Origin of the sequence: Streptomyces sp. NPDC032198, assembly GCF_040636975.1 — a bacterium.
Taxonomy (GTDB): Bacteria; Actinomycetota; Actinomycetes; order Streptomycetales; family Streptomycetaceae; genus Streptomyces.
Genome location: NZ_JBEZVL010000004.1, coordinates 442,003 through 458,499 on the forward strand (window position 1 = coordinate 442,003; position 16,497 = coordinate 458,499).

General features: G+C 71.4%; 13 protein-coding genes and 1 pseudogene. 6 read left to right on the forward strand and 8 right to left on the reverse strand.

Translation table 11 applies throughout. The features are described 5' to 3' along the window. Positions 1–5 precede the first annotated feature (5 nt). Complete coding sequence (locus tag AB0E78_RS13080; protein WP_361831408.1) at positions 6–2,570, forward strand: FtsX-like permease family protein; 2,565 nt, start codon at positions 6–8, stop codon at positions 2,568–2,570. 56 nt (positions 2,571–2,626) lie between these two features. Here the strand turns inward: AB0E78_RS13080 and AB0E78_RS13085 are convergent, their stop codons facing one another. Continuing rightward, entirely contained in the window at positions 2,627–4,270 is a 1,644-nt protein-coding gene (locus AB0E78_RS13085) for a PQQ-binding-like beta-propeller repeat protein (RefSeq protein WP_361831410.1), read from the reverse strand. A 63-nt stretch (positions 4,271–4,333) separates the two neighbouring features. Continuing rightward, a complete protein-coding gene (locus tag AB0E78_RS13090) occupies positions 4,334–5,905 on the reverse strand; it encodes a PQQ-binding-like beta-propeller repeat protein (RefSeq protein WP_361831412.1) in 1,572 nt (523 codons plus the stop codon). Positions 5,906–6,076: 171 nt separating this feature from the next. On the opposite strand from AB0E78_RS13090, the gene AB0E78_RS13095 reads away from it, so the two are divergent. The 4 genes from AB0E78_RS13095 (at position 6,077) to AB0E78_RS13110 (ending at position 10,698) form a co-directional block, all read left to right on the forward strand. Next, positions 6,077–6,502, forward strand: a complete 426-nt coding sequence (locus AB0E78_RS13095; RefSeq protein WP_361831414.1) for a GNAT family N-acetyltransferase — start codon at positions 6,077–6,079, stop codon at positions 6,500–6,502. A gap of 181 nt (positions 6,503–6,683) precedes the next feature. Beyond that, complete coding sequence (locus tag AB0E78_RS13100) at positions 6,684–8,015, forward strand: hemolysin family protein (RefSeq protein ID WP_361831416.1); 1,332 nt, start codon at positions 6,684–6,686, stop codon at positions 8,013–8,015. Then, the gene (locus AB0E78_RS13105; RefSeq protein WP_361831418.1) at positions 8,012–9,025 is read left to right on the forward strand and encodes a hemolysin family protein; all 1,014 of its coding nucleotides are present in this window, start codon (positions 8,012–8,014) and stop codon (positions 9,023–9,025) included. Before AB0E78_RS13100 ends, AB0E78_RS13105 begins: the two co-directional genes overlap by 4 nt. Positions 9,026–9,066: 41 nt before the next feature. Then, the gene (locus AB0E78_RS13110; RefSeq protein WP_361831419.1) at positions 9,067–10,698 is read left to right on the forward strand and encodes an ABC-F family ATP-binding cassette domain-containing protein; all 1,632 of its coding nucleotides are present in this window, start codon (positions 9,067–9,069) and stop codon (positions 10,696–10,698) included. Here AB0E78_RS13110 and AB0E78_RS13115 read toward each other — a convergent pair. After that, entirely contained in the window at positions 10,695–10,943 is a 249-nt protein-coding gene (locus tag AB0E78_RS13115) for a holin (protein WP_361831421.1), read from the reverse strand. The two genes, AB0E78_RS13110 and AB0E78_RS13115, sit on opposite strands and share 4 nt — an antisense overlap. Positions 10,944–11,090: 147 nt before the next feature. On the opposite strand from AB0E78_RS13115, the pseudogene AB0E78_RS13120 reads away from it, so the two are divergent. Then, positions 11,091–11,298, forward strand: a pseudogene (locus AB0E78_RS13120) (helix-turn-helix transcriptional regulator); the annotation flags it as partial. On the opposite strand, the gene AB0E78_RS13125 reads toward AB0E78_RS13120, so the two are convergent. The 5 genes from AB0E78_RS13125 to AB0E78_RS13145 form a co-directional block, all read right to left on the reverse strand. Continuing rightward, positions 11,237–12,400, reverse strand: coding sequence for an acyltransferase family protein (locus AB0E78_RS13125; RefSeq protein ID WP_361831423.1), 1,164 nt, complete (start codon positions 12,398–12,400; stop codon positions 11,237–11,239). The pseudogene AB0E78_RS13120 and the gene AB0E78_RS13125 overlap by 62 nt on opposite strands. A gap of 130 nt (positions 12,401–12,530) precedes the next feature. After that, on the reverse strand, positions 12,531–13,556 hold the full coding sequence (locus AB0E78_RS13130) for a hemolysin family protein (RefSeq protein ID WP_361831425.1): 1,026 nt from the start codon (positions 13,554–13,556) through the stop codon (positions 12,531–12,533). After that, the gene (locus tag AB0E78_RS13135; RefSeq protein ID WP_361831427.1) at positions 13,553–14,890 is read right to left on the reverse strand and encodes a hemolysin family protein; all 1,338 of its coding nucleotides are present in this window, start codon (positions 14,888–14,890) and stop codon (positions 13,553–13,555) included. Before AB0E78_RS13135 ends, AB0E78_RS13130 begins: the two co-directional genes overlap by 4 nt. Positions 14,891–15,100: 210 nt before the next feature. After that, the gene (locus tag AB0E78_RS13140) at positions 15,101–16,033 is read right to left on the reverse strand and encodes a M56 family metallopeptidase (protein WP_361831429.1); all 933 of its coding nucleotides are present in this window, start codon (positions 16,031–16,033) and stop codon (positions 15,101–15,103) included. A gap of 6 nt (positions 16,034–16,039) precedes the next feature. Then, positions 16,040–16,441 carry a BlaI/MecI/CopY family transcriptional regulator gene (locus AB0E78_RS13145; protein WP_361831431.1) on the reverse strand — a complete coding sequence of 134 codons (402 nt, stop codon included), beginning with the start codon at positions 16,439–16,441 and terminating at the stop codon, positions 16,040–16,042. Positions 16,442–16,497 lie beyond the last annotated feature (56 nt).

Here is a 16,497-nt window from a genome sequence, read left to right on the forward strand (position 1 = left end):
CGGCCATGCTGAAGGCGACACTCAGGAGCTTCCTCGCACACAAGGGCCGACTGCTGCTCTCCGCGCTCGCCGTGATCCTCTCGGTGGCGTTCGTCGCGGGCAGCCTCATCTTCTCGGACACGGTGGCCCGCACCTTCGACCGGCTCTTCGCCTCGACCTCCGCCGATGTGACCGTCGAGCCGAAGAAGAACCTCGACGAGGCGGTGCCCTCGGGGCAGACGCCGACGGTCCCGGCGAAGCTCGCCGGCCGTGTCGCCGAGGTCGACGGGGTCGCCAGGACCCGCGTCGACGCGGCCGTCGAGAACATCACGGTCGTCGACAGCGACAACGACCCGGTGGGCTCCACCACCGGCGCCCCCACCATCGCCACCAACTGGCAGGTCACCGACCGCAGCCCCGTCGAGCTCACCTCGGGGCACGCCCCTCGCGGCAGGCACCAGGCGCTGCTCGACGCGGACACCGCCGACAAGAAGGACGTCGGGATCGGCGACACCCTCACGGTGCTCGCCGCGCCCGGCTCGTTCAAGGTCAAGGTCGTCGGCATCGTCACCTTCACCACCACCAACCCCGGTGCCGCGCTGGTCTTCCTGGACACCGCGACCGCCCAGCGCGAGCTCCTCGGCGACAAGGACGCGGCGACGGGCATCTCGGTGGACGCCGTCCCCGGGGTGAGCGACACCGAGCTCAAGCGCCGTATCGGCGCCGAACTGGGTTCGGGCTACGACCTGAAGACCGCGGACGAACAGGCCGAATCGGCGGCGTCCGAACTGGGCGGTTTCCTGGACGTCATCAAGTACGTGATGCTCGCCTTCGCCGGGATCGCCGTCCTGGTCGGCATCTTCCTGATCGTCAACACCTTCTCGATGCTGATCGCGCAGCGCACCCGCGAGCTGGGCCTGCTGCGCGCGCTCGGCGCCGACCGCAGGCAGGTCCGCCGTTCCGTGCTGACCGAGGCGGTGCTGCTCGGCGTGGTCGGTTCGACGGTCGGTCTCGCGGCGGGGATCGGGCTCGCGGCCGGGCTCATCGAGCTGATGGGCCTGTTCGGGATGAACCTGAAGTCCACCGAGATGGTCATCGGGTGGGTAACACCCGTCGCCTCGTACGTCGTCGGGGTCGGCGTCACGTTCGTCGCGGCGTATCTCCCTGCGCGCCGGGCCGCGCAGGTGTCGCCGATGGCGGCGCTCGCCGACGCGGAGATCGCGGGCGTGGGACGGCCGTTGAAGATCCGCGCGGTGGCCGGTGCGGTCATCGGGGCGGCGGGCGCCGCCGCGCTCGTGGGCTGTGCCACCGCGGAGAAGACCTCGTCGGCGGCGTCCCTGCTCGGCCTCGGGCTCGTCCTCACCCTGATCGCCACCGTCGTCGCGGGACCGCTCCTCGTCCGCCCGGTGATCCGGGTGCTCGGCGGCGCGTTCCCCGCCCTGTTCGGCTCGGTCGGCCGGATGAGCCAGCGCAACGCGCTGCGCAATCCACGCCGTACGGGTGCCACGGCCGCCGCGCTGATGGTGGGCCTCGCCCTGGTGTGCGGCATGTCCGTGGCGAGCGCGTCGATGACCAAGTCGTTCGACGAGCAGATCGACAAGACGCTGGGCGCCGACTTCGTCGTACAGAACAGCAACTTCATGCCCTTCTCGCAGGAGATCACCGAGAAGGTGCGGGACACCGAGGGCGCCGGGCTCGTCGTGCGCCAGCGGTTCGCTCCCGTGAAGGTGTCCATGCCGGACGGCAAGAGCGTGGAGACGACCGCGGCGGGCTACGATCCGCGCCTCGACGACGTCGCCCGCGTCACGTACACCGACGGCGGCACCGCCCGGGCGCTCGCGCCCGGAAGCATCGCCATGCAGCGGGACTTCGCGCGGGACCACAAGGCGCGGATGGGCTCCAGGCTGCCCGTGGAGTTCCCCGACGGGCGCAAGGCGGAGCTGACGGTGCGCGCGCTCACCGACCAGCCGGGAGCCGAGGGGTTCGGCGTCGAGGGCGGGATCTTCTTCGGCATGAAGACCGTCGAGAAGTACGTGCCGGGCGGCCAGGACTCCGCGCTGTACGTCAACGCCGCATCGGGCACGGACACCGGCACGCTGCGCGACCGGCTCGAGAAGACGCTCGACCCGTATCCGCAGGTACAGGTCCGCGACCAGGCCGACTACAAGGAACTGATCCGCCAGCAGATCGCCGTGATGCTCTACCTCGTCTACGCGCTGCTCGGCCTCGCGATCATCATCGCGGTCCTCGGCGTGGTCAACACCCTTGCCCTGTCGGTCGTCGAGCGCACCCGCGAGATCGGTCTGCTGCGCGCCATCGGGCTCGGCCGGCGGCAGTTGCGCCGGATGATCCGCCTGGAGTCGGTGGTGATCGCGGTGTTCGGGGCGCTGCTCGGGCTCGCGCTCGGCCTGGTGTGGGGCGTCTCGGCACAGCAGGTCCTCGCCCTGCAGGGCATGACCGCGTTCGCGGTCCCCTGGACGACAGTGATCGCGGTGCTGGTCGGCTCAGTGGTCGTCGGCCTGGCGGCCGCCCTGCTGCCCGCGCTGCGCGCCTCGCGCATGAATGTACTCGCGGCCATCGCGCACGAGTGAGCCGATGGCCAGGCCCGGCCGCGCGTGCGGCCGGGCCTGACGGACTGCTTGGCGGGCTACTTGGCGGCGAATCCGAACATCATGATCGTCTTCTTGTCGTCGGAGTACTGGCCGAGCAGATCGGAGCTGAGGAACAGCTTGTTGCGGTGGAAGCGCAGTTCGGAGATCAGGGGCGGCAGCGCGGTCGGCCGGGTGCCGGCGTCGAGGAGCACCGTCTCCTTCTTCAGGTCCCTGCCGTCGAGGGAGACGACCTGGGCGTACGGGCCGCTCTTGTAGACGAGTACGTTCCCGCCATCCATGCGGATCGGGAAGATGGGGGAGCTGTCGCCCGCCTCCACCTTCTCCCCCGTCGTCTTTCCGGTGGCCAGGGAGTAGACGACGATGTCGTTCGTCGACGAGTACTCCTTCGCCCCGTCGCGCTGCTCGGTGGGGACGTAGAGCTTGTCGTTGCCCGCCACGATGCCCCGGCAGTCCTGGACGATGGACGCGGTGCCGCACTCGTGCAGGTACTTGTCGTCCGGCAGCGCGATCCTCGTGCGCCGCTCGCCCTTCTCGTCGATGGAGAAGACGTCCGTGGCGCCGGACGAGCTGATCTCACCGGAGTCGAGAGCGAGAACCACCGGCTTGGTGGAGACCACGCTGGGGCTGCGGACGCCCGCGGGCAGCTTGTGGGTCCACTTCGACTTTCCCGTGGTGGGGTCGAGGAGCTGGACCTGGAATCGCTCCGATCCGTAGTCACCGCAGGAGCGGACCGCCACGAGCCGCTCGCCGCCTCCGTACCCGACATCGCGGCACTTGTCCCCCTGCTTCGGCTCCCACCGCACATCACCGCTGCGTAGGTCGAAAGCCGCGCCACCGTAGAGGCCTCCTACGGCGACCGTGTCACCGGTGATGGTGACCTGGTTGAACGGCGTTTTCTTCTTCTGGTAGCCGATGGTGATCGACTTGGTCCAGAGCTTCTTGCCGGTGTCCACGTCGAAGGCGGTGACCTCGGTGCACGCGTCCTTGAAGCCCTTGTCGTCATGCACTTTCGCGCCCGTGACGACGACGGCGATGTTGTCCTTGCCGAGATCCGGGGAGCCCGCGCAGGACTCCCCCGGCTTCGGCAGGCGCCAGAGCCCCTTCCCCGACGTGGCGTCGACGCCGACGATCGCCTCGACCGAGGCCTTCGCGTACACCTTGTCGGTGAGCCAGGACCCCTGCGCCTTCCAAGTGGTCTCCCCCTTCGGCAACTTGGGCTGGAGGGCCTTGGTCGTGAAGAAGGCCTTGGGGGCCTTCGGTGCCGTCTCCTTCGGCCTCTCGTACTTGGGCGCCGCATTGTCGCCGCCCGGCTTGGCCTCGGTCTTGTCCTTCGAGCCGCCGCCGGCCGCGGTGACGTACCAGACGCCGCCGCCGATGATCAGGGCGATCGCGGCGACGACGGAGACGACGATCGCGGTGCGGCGGCCGGGCCGTCCGCCTCCGCCCGGTGATCGCGCGGGCCCCGGTATCGGCTGGTAGACCTGGTGAGGGCCGAAGCCGTCGGGCGACGGGGCGACGGGCGGGCCGAAACCCGGTGCCTGCCCTTGCTGGGGCGGTCCGAAGGCGCCTTGTGGAGGTGGCCCGAAGGCTCCCTGCTGCGGGGGCACAGGGCCCTGCGGGTGCTGGGGGTGCTGGGGGTGCTGGGGGTGCTGCTCAGGGGGTGGCGGGGGCTGCGTCATCGTGACTCCACTGCTGGTGAGGGTGCGGGTGAGGGTGGGGATGTCTGCTGCTCGACCGGGGCCTCACCGGGCGAAGGAGAGCATGCGGGCGCTGCCTTCCTCGCCCTTGCCGCCGTACGCCTTGCCTTCCAGGCGCGTCGGGGTCACGAAGAACCGCTCGTCGGCGTACAGGGTGTGGCCCGCGAGCATCCCGGATTCCATCTCCTGGGCCGACGAGGTGTGCCGCAGCAGCACGTCCGGCTTGCCGCCGCGGGGGCCGAACCGCACGGTTTGCCCGCCCTTGCCCCCCTGCGCCCACGCGTAGGCGATCACCCCGGGCCGCTTGCCTCCGGCCACCGTCACCGGCGTGATCTGCCGCCCGCCCCCGACCGAACCGGTCCACTTGGACTTCCCCGTGCGGAGGTCGTACGCGACGATCTTGTTGGGGCCGAGGATGCCGTCCTTGGGCTCGCTCGCCAGGTAGAGGGTGTCCGCGCCGACGGCGGCACCCGGACAGTTCTGCACGCCCTCGCCGGAGTCACCCGCCCCGGCGCACATCGAGAAGACGTCCGGGCCCTTGTCGAGGCGGATCCAGGAACGCTGCTTCCCCTTGTCGTCGACGGCGACGACCCCCCACTCGTCCATCTCCTCGCGGTTCTGGACGGCGATCACGGCGGGGTCCACGGAGTAGACCTTCCGGATGCTCCAGCCCTTCTTCGTCCGGTAGCTCCACTTGACGTCACCGGTGCGGGGATCGAGCCGCTTGAGCCTGCCATGCGTGCTGGGGCTGCCCGGCTGGCAGCCCTCCACCTGGAGCAGCCGCGAACCGCCCGCGACGCCGTCCAGGGAGCAGCCGCCCTTGCGCTCCCGCTCGGTGGTGAACAGCCGCTTGCCGTCGCCGATCCGGTAGCCGCGCATGGTGGCGCTCTGGTCGACCATGACGGTGCTGCCCGTGATGGAGACGTGCGTCATGCTCGTGTCGTCCCAGAAGCCGCCGTCGACGAGCTCCTTGTGCCAGCCCTTCTCGCCGGTCTTCAGGTCGATCATCCGCAGCTGGTCGCACTTCGTGTTCCGCTCGGACTTCCGCTTCGTGTACACGACGACGACCTTGCCGTCCGGTGTGGGGTTCACCGGCGTGTCGCAGACCGTGCCGGGCAGCGGCACCGACCAGGCCTTGGAGCCGTCGGCGGTCCGGTATCCGGTGACCTCGTCGTACTCGGCCTGAGCCACGATCCCGTCCACGTGCCAGAGGTCGAGGAGCTGTGCGCCCTTGCCCGGCAGCTTGACGTCGTTCATCGCGACCCAGGCCTTGGCCTCGCCGGGCTTGCGCCCCGCGTTGACGTCGATTACGGCGCCCGACCCCTCGTCCTTCCCGTCGGCGTCGGAGTCGGCGTCCTGCCCGGGCTCGGCCGACTCCCGCCCGCCGTCCGGCGATTGACGCGTCTGCCCGGCCACGGGCCGACGGGAACCGCTCCCGTCCCCGTCTCCGTCTGTTTGTGTGACGGCGTAGAGACCCACACCGATCAGGACCAGGGCGACGGCGCCGGCACCGAGGGCGAAGCGGAGCCTTCGCGGGGTGCCGGCCGGGGGCACCGGCTGGACGTAGGGGTTGCCGGGCACGGGCTGACGCACCGGCTCGGACTCACGATTGACCATGACCGAGATTCTGGACCAATGAGCACCCTATCTAGAGACATTTTCTAGAAAAAGTTTTTAACGCAGGTTTCCGTCCCGCGCCGGACGGCACCGTCAGGACCGGCGGAAATCACTGGCCGGGCGGGCGGAAATCACTGGCCCGGCAGGCGGCGGCCCTGCTTACATCTCTCCATGAGTGATCTCCGCATCCGCTGCGCGACCCCTTCGGACATCGACCCCGTACTGCGGTTCTGGCGCGATGCCGCGGAAGGGACGAGCATCAGCGACGACCAGGACGGGGTGGCCCGCCTCGTCGCACGCGACCCCCAGGCCCTGCTGCTCGCCGAGCGCGACGGCCTCCTCGTCGGGACCGCGATAGCCGGCTTCGACGGCTGGCGCTGCCACCTCTACCGCCTCGCCGTGCACCCGGACCACCGCCGCCAGGGCATCGGCTCCGCGCTGCTCGCCGCGGCGGAGGAGCGCTTCGTGGGCCTGGGCGGGCGCCGCGGCGACGCCATGGTCCTCAACCGCAACGAGCAGGCCCATCACACCTGGCATGCCGCGGGCTACGCTCCCCAGCCGCAGTGGAGCCGCTGGGTGAAGCACCTCACCGCCTGAGCGGCCGGACCGTGGGTACCTGTGTCCGGTCCGCCCGAGTGGGCTTTGCTGATCCTTTAAAATGGACGGACCACTCGGCCCTCTACGAAAGGTGTGAGCGTCCGCCCATGGGCGAGCCTCCCAGTACCCGACATCGCGCATTCCCCCGCCTCCTGTCCGATCATGGGACGGAGGTGACCCGATGACCGAAGTGCTCCTGCTCCTTGTGGCGGTGCTGCTGTCGCTGGCCTGTGGTGTCTTCGTCGCGGCCGAGTTCTCCCTCACGACGGTCGAGCGCAGCGAGCTCGAGCGCGCCGCCGAACGCGGCGAGCGCGGTGCCGCCGGCGCCCTCAAGGCCGTCAAGAACCTCACGTTCCAGCTCTCCGGGGCCCAGCTGGGCATCACCGTCACCAACCTGGTCGTCGGCATGCTCTCCGAGTCCTCCATCGCCAAGCTGATCTCGGGCCCGCTGCGCGCCCTGGGCATCCCCGCCTCGGCGGCCTCCTCGATCGCCCTCGTCATCGGCACGGCCCTGTCGACGGTCTTCCTGATGGTCGTCGGTGAACTGGTCCCCAAGAACTGGGCGATCTCGTCGCCGCTGGCCGTCGCCAAACGGGTGGCGACCCCGCAGCGCTGGTTCAGCGCCCTGTTCCGCCCGTTCATCGCGCACCTGAACAACACCGCGAACCGCTCCGTACGCCGCTTCGGCATCCAGCCCACCGAGGAGCTGGCCTCCGCCCGCAGCCCCAAGGAGCTGGTGGCGCTCGCCCGGCACTCCGCCAAGGAGGGCGCCCTGGAGGCGGACACCGCCGAGCTGTTCGTCCGCACCCTGAACCTGGCCGACCTCTCCGCGGAGAACGTGATGACGCCGCGGGTCCAGGTCATGGCCCTCGACGTCATGGCCACCTGCGAGGACGTCGCGAACGCCACCCGGGCGACGGGCCTGTCCCGCTTCCCCGTCTACCGCGGCAACCTCGACTCGGTCGTCGGCGTCGCGCACATCAAGGACGTCCTCGCCATCCCGGCCGAGCGCCGGGCCCGCTACCCCGTCGCCGAGCTGATGCGCGAGCCGCTCCTCGTACCGGAGTCGCTGACCGTCGACCGCCTGCTCGACCGGCTCTCCGGCAAGCGCACGATGGCCGTGGTCATCGACGAGTACGGCGGCACGGCAGGCGTCGCGACCCTGGAGGACATCGTCGAGGAGGTCGTCGGCGAGGTGCGGGACGAGCACGACCCGCACGAGACGCCCGACATCGCCGCGGACGGCACGGACGACGACGGCCGGACGCGGTACTCCGCCGACGGCTCGGCCCGCACCGACCAGCTGGCCCGCGTCGGCCTGCGCGCGCCGGACGGGCCCTACGAAACACTCGCCGGACTCGTCGCGACCGAGCTCGGCCGTATCCCCGCCGAGGGCGACCGCCTGGAGGTGGGCGGCTGGCGGCTCGACGTCGTGGACGCCCGTGGCCGCCGCGCGGCCCGCGTCCTGCTGCACGCACCCTTGCACGACGACCACCAGGAGGAGGAGCGATGACCGTCATCCAGTTGCTGATCGGCCTGGCGACCCTCGTCGTCAACGCCTTCTTCGTGGGCGCCGAGTTCGCCCTCATCTCCGTACGGAGGAGCCAGATCGAGCCGTACGCCGAGGACGACGACCGGCGTGCCAAGAGCGTGCTGTGGGGCCTGCAGCACGTCTCGGCGCTGCTGGCCGCCGCGCAGCTCGGCATCACGCTGTGCACGCTGGTGCTCGGCATCGTCGCCGAGCCCGCGATCGCGCACATCCTGGAGCCGATGTTCGACGGTGTCGGGGTGCCGCACGGTCTGGTCCACCCGATCTCGTTCGTCATCGCCCTGGCCGTCGCGACGTATCTGCACATGCTGCTCGGCGAGATGATCCCCAAGAACATCTCGCTGGCCGAGCCGGTGCGCACGGCTCTGCTGCTCGGTCCGCCGCTGGTCGCGATCGCACGGGCGCTGCGCCCGGTCATCTTCGCGATCAACGCGTTCGCCAACGGCCTCCTGAAGCTGCTCAGGGTCGAGGCCAAGGACGAGGTGAGCGCGTCCTTCTCGGACGACGAACTCGCCCGGATGGTCAAGGACTCCGGCGACGCGGGCCTGCTCGACGACCGCGCCCAGGAGCGGCTGCACGACGCCCTGGAGCTGGGCCGTCGTCCCGTCAGGGATGTGGTGCTGCCGCTGGAGAGCGTGGTCTATGCCCGCGTGGGCGTGACGCCCGAGGAGCTGGAGCGGCTTTCGGCGGAGTCGGGTTTCTCGCGCTTCCCCGTCGTGGACGACGGCCGTCGCATCGTCGGCTATCTCCACGTCAAGGACGCGCTCGACCGGATGCCGCGCGATCTGCCGTTCCGGGTGCCGGACATGCGCAAGATCGCCCAGGTCCGTGAGGCCACGCCGCTGGACGACGTGCTGACCGCGATGCGCGGCAGTCGCACGCACGTGGCGGCGGTGCTCGGCTCGGACGGCAGGCTGGCCGGCATGGTCACGATGGAGGACGTCCTGAGGGAGCTGTTCGGTCAGCCCGTCTGAGGCCTGACCGACGCGATCTGGAGCGATCTGAAGCGAGGGGGATGCGCACCGTGAGTCAACTCGTCCTGCGCGACGTGTCGTACGGCTATCCCGAGCGGCCCGTGCTCGAACGGATCTCCCTCTCGGTGCGCCCCGGCGAGAAGGCGTGCGTCATCGGTGAGAACGGCTCGGGCAAGTCGACGCTGCTGCGCCTGATGGCGGGCGATTTCGCGCCCGCCGACGGTGAGGTGGCCGTCGTCGCGGACGGCGGCACCGGCTATCTCGCGCAGACCCTGCGGCTTCCGCCGCACGCCACCGTGCAGGACGCGGTGGACGACGCGCTCGCCGAACTGCGCGACCTGGAGCGGCGGATCCGGGAGGCGGAGGACGCGCTCGGTGCGGCGGGACCCGAAGGCCTCGCCGCGTACGGGGACCTCATCGCCGTCTTCGAGGCACGTGACGGCTACCGCGCCGACGCCCGCCTCGATGCGGCGCTGCACGGTCTGGGCGTCCCGCATCTGGACCGTGCGCGGACCCTGGGATCACTGTCCGGGGGCGAGGCGGCGCGCCTCGCGCTCGCGTGCGTCCTGGCCCCGCAGCCCGAGCTGCTCCTCCTGGACGAGCCGACGAACCACCTGGACGACCAGGCGCTCGGCTGGCTGGAGGAGCGGCTGCGCGCCCACCGGGGCACGGTCGTGGCCGTCACCCACGACCGGGTCTTCCTGGGCCGGGTCGCCGAGGTGATCGTCGAGGTCGACGGCGACCGCAGGTCCGTGGCCCGCTTCGGCGGCGGCTGGCACGGCTACCTGGAGCAGCGGGCCACGGCCCGGCGCCGCTGGGAGGAGCGCTACCGGGAGTGGAGCGACGAGGTCGCGCGCCAGGAGCGGCTCGCCGATGGCGGCTCCGACCGGCTCTCAGGGGGCTGGCGGATGAGCGAGAGCCCTCGTTTCGCGGGCCATCAGCGGTCGGTGGAGGGCCAGCTCTCCGGGATCGTGCGCAACGCCCGCGAGCGGCTGCGCAGGCTGCGGGCGCAGCCGGTGCCGCGCCCGCCCGACCCCTTGCACTTCACGGCCGGTGGCGGCCTGGCGGGCGGCGACCATCCCTTCGTACGCCCGGTCGCGCTGACGGATGTCGTGGTGGGCGAGCGCCTGGCGGTCGACCGGCTGATCCTGGATCCGGGCTCGCGCACGCTGGTGACCGGGGTGAACGGCGCGGGCAAGTCGACGCTGCTCGCCGTCCTCGCCGGAGCGCTCGCCCCGGATCGGGGCGAGGTCCAACTACCGGCCCGCATCGGATACTTGCCGCAGGAAGTCGAGTACATCGCCGACGAGGACATGGCGAGGCCGCTGCTCGACGCCTTCGCGGCAGGGCTCTCCGGGCTGCCCGACGACCACGCGGAGGCCCTCCTGTCGCTCGGCCTGTTCCGCGAGGAGGACCTGGCCGTGCCGGTGAAGGCACTCTCCGTGGGCCAGCGGCGCCGCTTGGCGCTCGCCCGCCTGGTGACCCGCCCGGCCGACCTCCTCCTGCTCGACGAACCGACGAACCACCTCTCCCCCGCCCTGGTCGAGGAACTCGACGAGGCACTGGCGGATTACCGGGGCACGCTGATCGTGGTCTCACACGACCGAAGGCTGCGGGAACGGTTCCGGGGCCAGCGACTCTCGGTCACGTCCGGCCGGGTGGCCGGTCCCTAGGGGGTGGCCTGCCTGTGCCGGGCGGTCGGCGTTTCCGTGATGCCGGGGCCGTGTGCTCCGAAGTTCGCGGCGCCGACCGCCGTGAGCACGGCGAGCAGCGTCGCCATCCCCGCGGTGGCGAGCGCCGCCTTCCAGTCGACGTCCAGGAGGGTGGTCGCCCCGGCGACCAGGACGGCGGCGAGCGACTGCGCGAAGGTACGGAGCGCACGCTCCGCGGTGGCCTTCCAGAATCCAGCGGTCCACATGTCTGGCCCACCCTCTCGTCATTGACGGGTCAACCCTTGGCATACCGCTGTTGTGTGCCGCTGCCCAGAAGGCCGACGGGCCCGTCAGAGATCGAGGCTGTGGCCCGTCGTCGCGTCGACATGGTCCGGGACCTCGTCGTGGCGGTCGAGTCCCTGGCCCCGGTCCTGGCGTGGGCCCAGGAGCGCCTCGACTCACCCCTGTCGGTGCCGGATCTGGCGGCGCACGCCGCGCTCAGCCCCGCGACCCTGCACCACCGCCAACCTGCGGGCCCTGATGCGCCGCGAGACGGGGCTCAGCCCGTCGGCGTACCGACGCCGGTTCGGTCCCGCGCCAGCGCCTTCGCGTCCTTCTTGAACGCCCACTCCATGTCGGGTTCCATCGCGAACCGGAAGAGGCGCTGCACCGGTGGCGTACAGAGAACGGTGATGAGGGTCGCGGCGCCGAGGGTGACGGTGATCTCGCCGAGCGGGGTGTGCAGCCAGTCGAGTTCGTACCAGTCCCAGAAGCGCGAGCCCTTGGCGACGAACCCGTGCAGCAGATAGCCGTAGAGCGTGCCCGCGCCGAGCGCGGTGAACCAGAGCCTGCGGCCGGGCACCCAGGCGAAGAAGCACGCGACGAGGATCGCCGAGCAGCCGAACATCCCGAGCGTCATCACGGCTCCGGACCAGCCGGGCGCGGCCAGCTCCTGCGCGCTGTCCCGGCGGTAGAACCAGGCGGCGTTCATGCGCGGCGCCGCCCAGTACGCGAACAGCAGGGCCGCCGTGAAGACGGGCAGCGCCAGGATGCGGGCCTCCCTGCGGCGCACGATCTGGAAGTGCTCGGGCTTCAGGCACAGGCCGAGGACGAAGAACGGCAGGAACTGCAGCACCCGTTGCAGGTCCAGGTCGTCGCCGATGTCCGGCGAGACCGAGGCGAGCACCGCGATGGCGAGCGCGATCGGCAGGGGCCGGCGGACCAGCTTCCACAGCGGGGTCGTCAGCCGCCAGACGAAGAGCGCGACCAGGAACCAGGTGAGGTACCAGGGGTCGAGCAGACTGATCGGGTACGTCGGGTCGCCGCCCGCGTAGCGCTTGAAGAAGGTGTACGTGACCTCGAAGATGACGTACGGCACGGCGATGCCCGTCACCAGGCGCTTGAGCCGGCCGGGGCTCGCGTCGAAACTCCGCGAGAAATAGCCGGAGATGACGATGAACGCCGGCATGTGGAAGGTGTAGACGGTGATGTAGAGCGCGGCCGCTGCCCGGCTGTCGCCGCGCAGCGGCTCCCACGCGTGGCCCATCGCGACCAGGACGATCGCCAGGTACTTGGCGTTGTCGAAGAACGAGTCCCGGCGTTTGACCGGAGGCTCCGGCGCCACGGTGGTGGGCACCGGAGCCTGTGGAGAGGAACTGCGCGCGGCGGGCAGCGGCGCGCGCAGGGCCCCGGTCCGGTCCATCGAGCGGACTGGCTCACTCACGGGACCTCCCGGGGGAACCCGGGCCCGCGGTCTCGCGTCTTACGTTCAATGCGGGTGCTACACCTGTGTAGAACATCACGGGCACCCTAGCCACCGAAGCCCCCGCGCGTACAGTCGCGCCACCTGTGAATCAGCCGAGTGCCGCCGGTGAGGGTCCCACCAGCTCGGACAGGACGTCCTCCATGGTGACGAAGCCGAGCACCGTGCCGCTCGCGCCGGTGACCGCGGCCAGATGGCTGTCCGCGGCCCGCAGCGCGGTGAGGGTGTCGTCGAGCGGCGTGTCGATGTGCACCCGCGTGACCACGTGGAACGCGCCGCGCGGGAAGGGCCGGTCCCGTTCGGCGATGCCCAGCGTGTCCTTGATGTGGAGGTAGCCGAGCAGGGTGCCGTCGGGTCCGGTGACGGGGAAGCGGGAGAAGCCCGCGTCCGCGGCGACCCGCTCCAGACGTGCCGGGGTGACCGTGTGGTCGACGCTGCTCATCTTGGCGGCCGGTACGAGGATCTCGCCGACCGGCCGGGTGCCGAGCTCCAGCGCGTCGCGCAGCCGCTCGCCGTCGGCCGCCGAGAGGAGCCCGGCCGCGCTGGAGTCGACGACCATGCGGGCGAGCTGGTCGTCGGTGTAGACGGACTCGACCTCGTCCTTCGGTTCGACCCTGAGCAGCTTGAGGAGGGTGTTGGCGAAGGCGTTGATGCCGAAGACGAACGGCTTGAGCGCGCGGGTGAGGGCCACCAGCGGCGGACCGAGCAGCAGGGCGGTCCGGGCGGGCGCGGCGAGCGCGATGTTCTTGGGGACCATCTCGCCGATCAGCATGTGCAGATACGTCGCCACGGTCAGGGCGATGACGAAGGCGATCGGGTGCACCAGGGTGTGCGGGATGTGGACCGCCTCGAAGCCGGGCTCCAGGAGGTGCGCGATGGCGGGTTCGGCGACCGCGCCGAGCACCAACGACGAGACCGTGATGCCGAGTTGGGCGGTGGCCATCATTGCGGAGATGTGCTGCAGGCCCCAAAGGGTGACGCGGGCGCGCTTGTCGCCCGCCTGGGCGCGGGGCTCGATCTGGCTGCGGCGCACGGAGATCAGGGCGAACTCGGCGCCGACGAAGAACGCGTTGGTGAGCAGGGTCAGGGCACCGATGATGAGTTGCAGGGTGGTCATCGCGCCTCCTCCACGGCCTGGCGGGGCACGTGGAGTGCCGGTTCGGTGATGCGGATGCGGTCGGCGCGGTGGTGCTCGACCGTCAGGACGGACAGCTCCCAGCCCTCCAGGTCGAGGGCGTCGCCCTGGGCCGGGATGCGGGTGAGGCGGGTGGCGATCAGTCCGGCCACGGTTTCGTACGGTCCTTCCGGCGCGGTGAGTCCTATCGCGGCGAGCTGGTCGATGCGGACGCCGCCGTCGGCCTCCCACGCGGTGCGGCCGTCCGGGGCCGTCCGCGAGGGCAGCAGGTCGGGGACCTCGACGGGGTCGTGCTCGTCGCGGACCTCGCCCACGACCTCCTCGACGATGTCCTCCACCGTCGCCACACCGGCCGTGCCGCCGTATTCGTCGATGACCACGGCCATCGTGCGGGTCTCCCGCATCCGCTCCAGAAGCCGGTCCGCGGGCAGGCTGTCGGGCACCAGCAGGGGCTCGGTGGCGAGGTCGGTGACCGGGGTGAGCTGCCGCTTCTCCGGGTCGAGGGCGAGCACGTCGCGGATGTGGACGGTGCCGATGACCTCGTCCAGGCTGTCGCGGAAGACGGGGAAGCGGGACAGGCCCGTGGCGTGCGTCAGGTTCGCGGCGTCGGCCGCGGTGGCGTGCGCCTCCAGGGCCCGTACGTCCACCCGCGGGGTCATCACGTTCTCCGCCGTCAGCTCGCTCAGGTGCAGGGTGCGGACGAACAGTTCGGCGGAGTCCGCCTCCAGGGCGCCCTCGGCAGCCGAGCGCCGGGCGAGGGCGACCAGCTCCTCGGGGGTGCGCGCGGAGGCGAGCTCCTCGGCGGGCTCCAGGCCGAAGCGGCGTACGACGTGGTTCGCGGTGTTGTTCAGGTGCCGGATGAACGGGCCGAAGGCGGCGGTGAAGCCGCGCTGCGGTGCCGCCACCACCTTGGCGACGGCCAGTGGCCGGGAGATCGCCCAGTTCTTCGGCACCAGCTCGCCGACGACCATCAGGACCACGGTGGACAGGACCACGCCGAGCAGGGTGGCCACGGTCGGGGCGGCGGCGCCGAGACCGGCCGCTTCCAGGGGGCTGCGCAGGAGCGCCGCGAGGGACGGTTCGGCGAGCATGCCGATCACCAGCGACGTGACGGTGATGCCGAGCTGGGCCCCGGAGAGCTGGAAAGTCAGCCGCCGGACCGCCTTCAGGGCACCTTCGGCGCCCCGCTCCCCCGCGGCGGCGGCGCGCTCCAGGTCACCGCGCTCGACGGTGGTCAGGGAGAACTCGGCCGCCACGAAGAGCGCGCAGGCGAGCGTGAGGAGCAGGGCGAGCAGCAGGAGCAGGATCTCGGTCACCGTGCCACCCCCGTTCCCTCGCGCTCGGACAGCGGGCGGGACGTGGCACGGTTCGTACTGGGAGGCTCACCCATTGCGGGTCCGTGGCTCCTTCTCGTACTCGTACGAAGTGTCGTACGAGAGCGGTGGCAGGGAAGCGGTAGGGCTTCTCCAGCCACTGTAAAGGAAAGGCAAAGTGAACCGGCAGGGTGGCGGCCCTGTCCTTCGCGCCTAGAGCGGCGTGGCCGCGTGCAGGATCAGGACCATCGTCACGGCGGAGTTCGCCGAGGACATGGCGGAGGCCGCCGCCCCCGCGGTGGCCGCCCACGCGGCGAGTCCCACCGCGGTGAACAGGGACGGCCAGCTGCGCGCCGTGGGAGCCGGGCCGAGGAGCGCCGCGACCCGGCGGGGCACGGGACCCGGTGCGGCCAGCCCGGCCAGGGTGGCGGCCGGGGCGCCCCGGGAGTGGAGTGCCGCCTTGCCGATCGCGCGGGCGACGGCCTTGCGGTCGCCGACGGCGTGGGCGGCGTCCTCGTCCGCCCAGCGCTCGGTCGTGTAGGACACGGCGGTGCGCAGCGGGCGCAGGAACGGATTGGCGCGCGCGGCCAGCTGCACGGCGAGGAGGTAGCGGTGGTGCCGGGTCGCGAGGTGGGCGCGTTCATGGGCGAACAGGGCGCGGCGCTCGGCGGGTACGAGGCAGTCGAGAAGGGCGGTGGTGACGACGACCCGGTCGCGGGTACCGCCGGGGAGCGCGTACGCGTAGGGCACGTCGTCGGGCAGGACGGCGACGGCGGTGCCGGGCAGCCCGGCCAGGGCGCGGTGGGCGGCACGCCGCACCTGGTGGTGGCGCCACAGTGTCCTGCCGCACGCCACGGCCACGGCCAGCAGCCCCGGAATGGCGAGGCGTCCCGCGATCTCGTCGTACGGGACCGCGGCGCGCACCTCGGGGTCCGACCAGCCGTCCGGCAGCGGGTTCCCGGGCAGCTGGGCCGTGCCGACGACCATCAGGAGGCCCAGGCACAGGGTGCTGCAGAGCGCCATGACCGCGGCGACCGTCGTGAGCAGCCGGGTCGCGGTCCGCGGGTGCAGACGCTGCTCGGCGAGCCGGGCGACCGGCCAGGCGGTCAGCGGCAGCACCAGCGGCAGAAGGACGAACATCCCCATGACGGTTCAGTCGTCCCTCTCCGTCGCGGCCTGCGCCTCGGCCTGCCGCAGGAGCTCGCGCAGCAGCTTTTCGTCACCCGGCGGCAGCGCGGTGAGGAAGCTGGCGAGGACCGCCTCCCGGTCGTCCTCGCCGTCGAGCACCTTGCGCATCTTGCGTGCCGCGAGGCCCGCCTCGTCGGCCGCGGGCATCCAGGCGAAGGAGCGGCCCGCGCGCTCGCGGGTCACCGCCCCCTTGTCCAGGAGCCGGCTCAGGATCGTCACGACGGTCGTGTACGCGAGGTCCCCGCCGAGCCGCTCCTGCACCCAGCCCGCGGTCGCGGGACCCTCCGCCTCGCGCAGGGCCGACAGGACCTGCGCCTCCAGCTCACCCTGCCCCCGCCGCCGGGAACGCCGCCGCTGCTCCGCCACGCCCGTCTCCCTTCCACTGCCTTGCCGTCCTGGACGAGGCTAACGCCCGGACGGCG

Excerpts from the sequence above, each read along its gene's own strand:
- AB0E78_RS13105 (WP_361831418.1), top strand. The coding sequence starts at position 8,012 with ATGACCGTCATCCAGTTGCTGATCGGCCTGGCGACCCTCGTCGTCAAC.
- AB0E78_RS13115 (WP_361831421.1), bottom strand. The coding sequence starts at position 10,943 with ATGTGGACCGCTGGATTCTGGAAGGCCACCGCGGAGCGTGCGCTCCGT.
- AB0E78_RS13140 (WP_361831429.1), bottom strand. The coding sequence starts at position 16,033 with ATGGGGATGTTCGTCCTTCTGCCGCTGGTGCTGCCGCTGACCGCCTGG.
- AB0E78_RS13080 (WP_361831408.1), top strand. The coding sequence starts at position 6 with ATGCTGAAGGCGACACTCAGGAGCTTCCTCGCACACAAGGGCCGACTG.
- AB0E78_RS13110 (WP_361831419.1), top strand. The coding sequence starts at position 9,067 with ATGCGCACCGTGAGTCAACTCGTCCTGCGCGACGTGTCGTACGGCTAT.
- AB0E78_RS13095 (WP_361831414.1), top strand. The coding sequence starts at position 6,077 with ATGAGTGATCTCCGCATCCGCTGCGCGACCCCTTCGGACATCGACCCC.
- AB0E78_RS13100 (WP_361831416.1), top strand. The coding sequence starts at position 6,684 with ATGACCGAAGTGCTCCTGCTCCTTGTGGCGGTGCTGCTGTCGCTGGCC.
- AB0E78_RS13130 (WP_361831425.1), bottom strand. The coding sequence starts at position 13,556 with ATGACCACCCTGCAACTCATCATCGGTGCCCTGACCCTGCTCACCAAC.
- AB0E78_RS13090 (WP_361831412.1), bottom strand. The coding sequence starts at position 5,905 with ATGGTCAATCGTGAGTCCGAGCCGGTGCGTCAGCCCGTGCCCGGCAAC.
- AB0E78_RS13085 (WP_361831410.1), bottom strand. The coding sequence starts at position 4,270 with ATGACGCAGCCCCCGCCACCCCCTGAGCAGCACCCCCAGCACCCCCAG.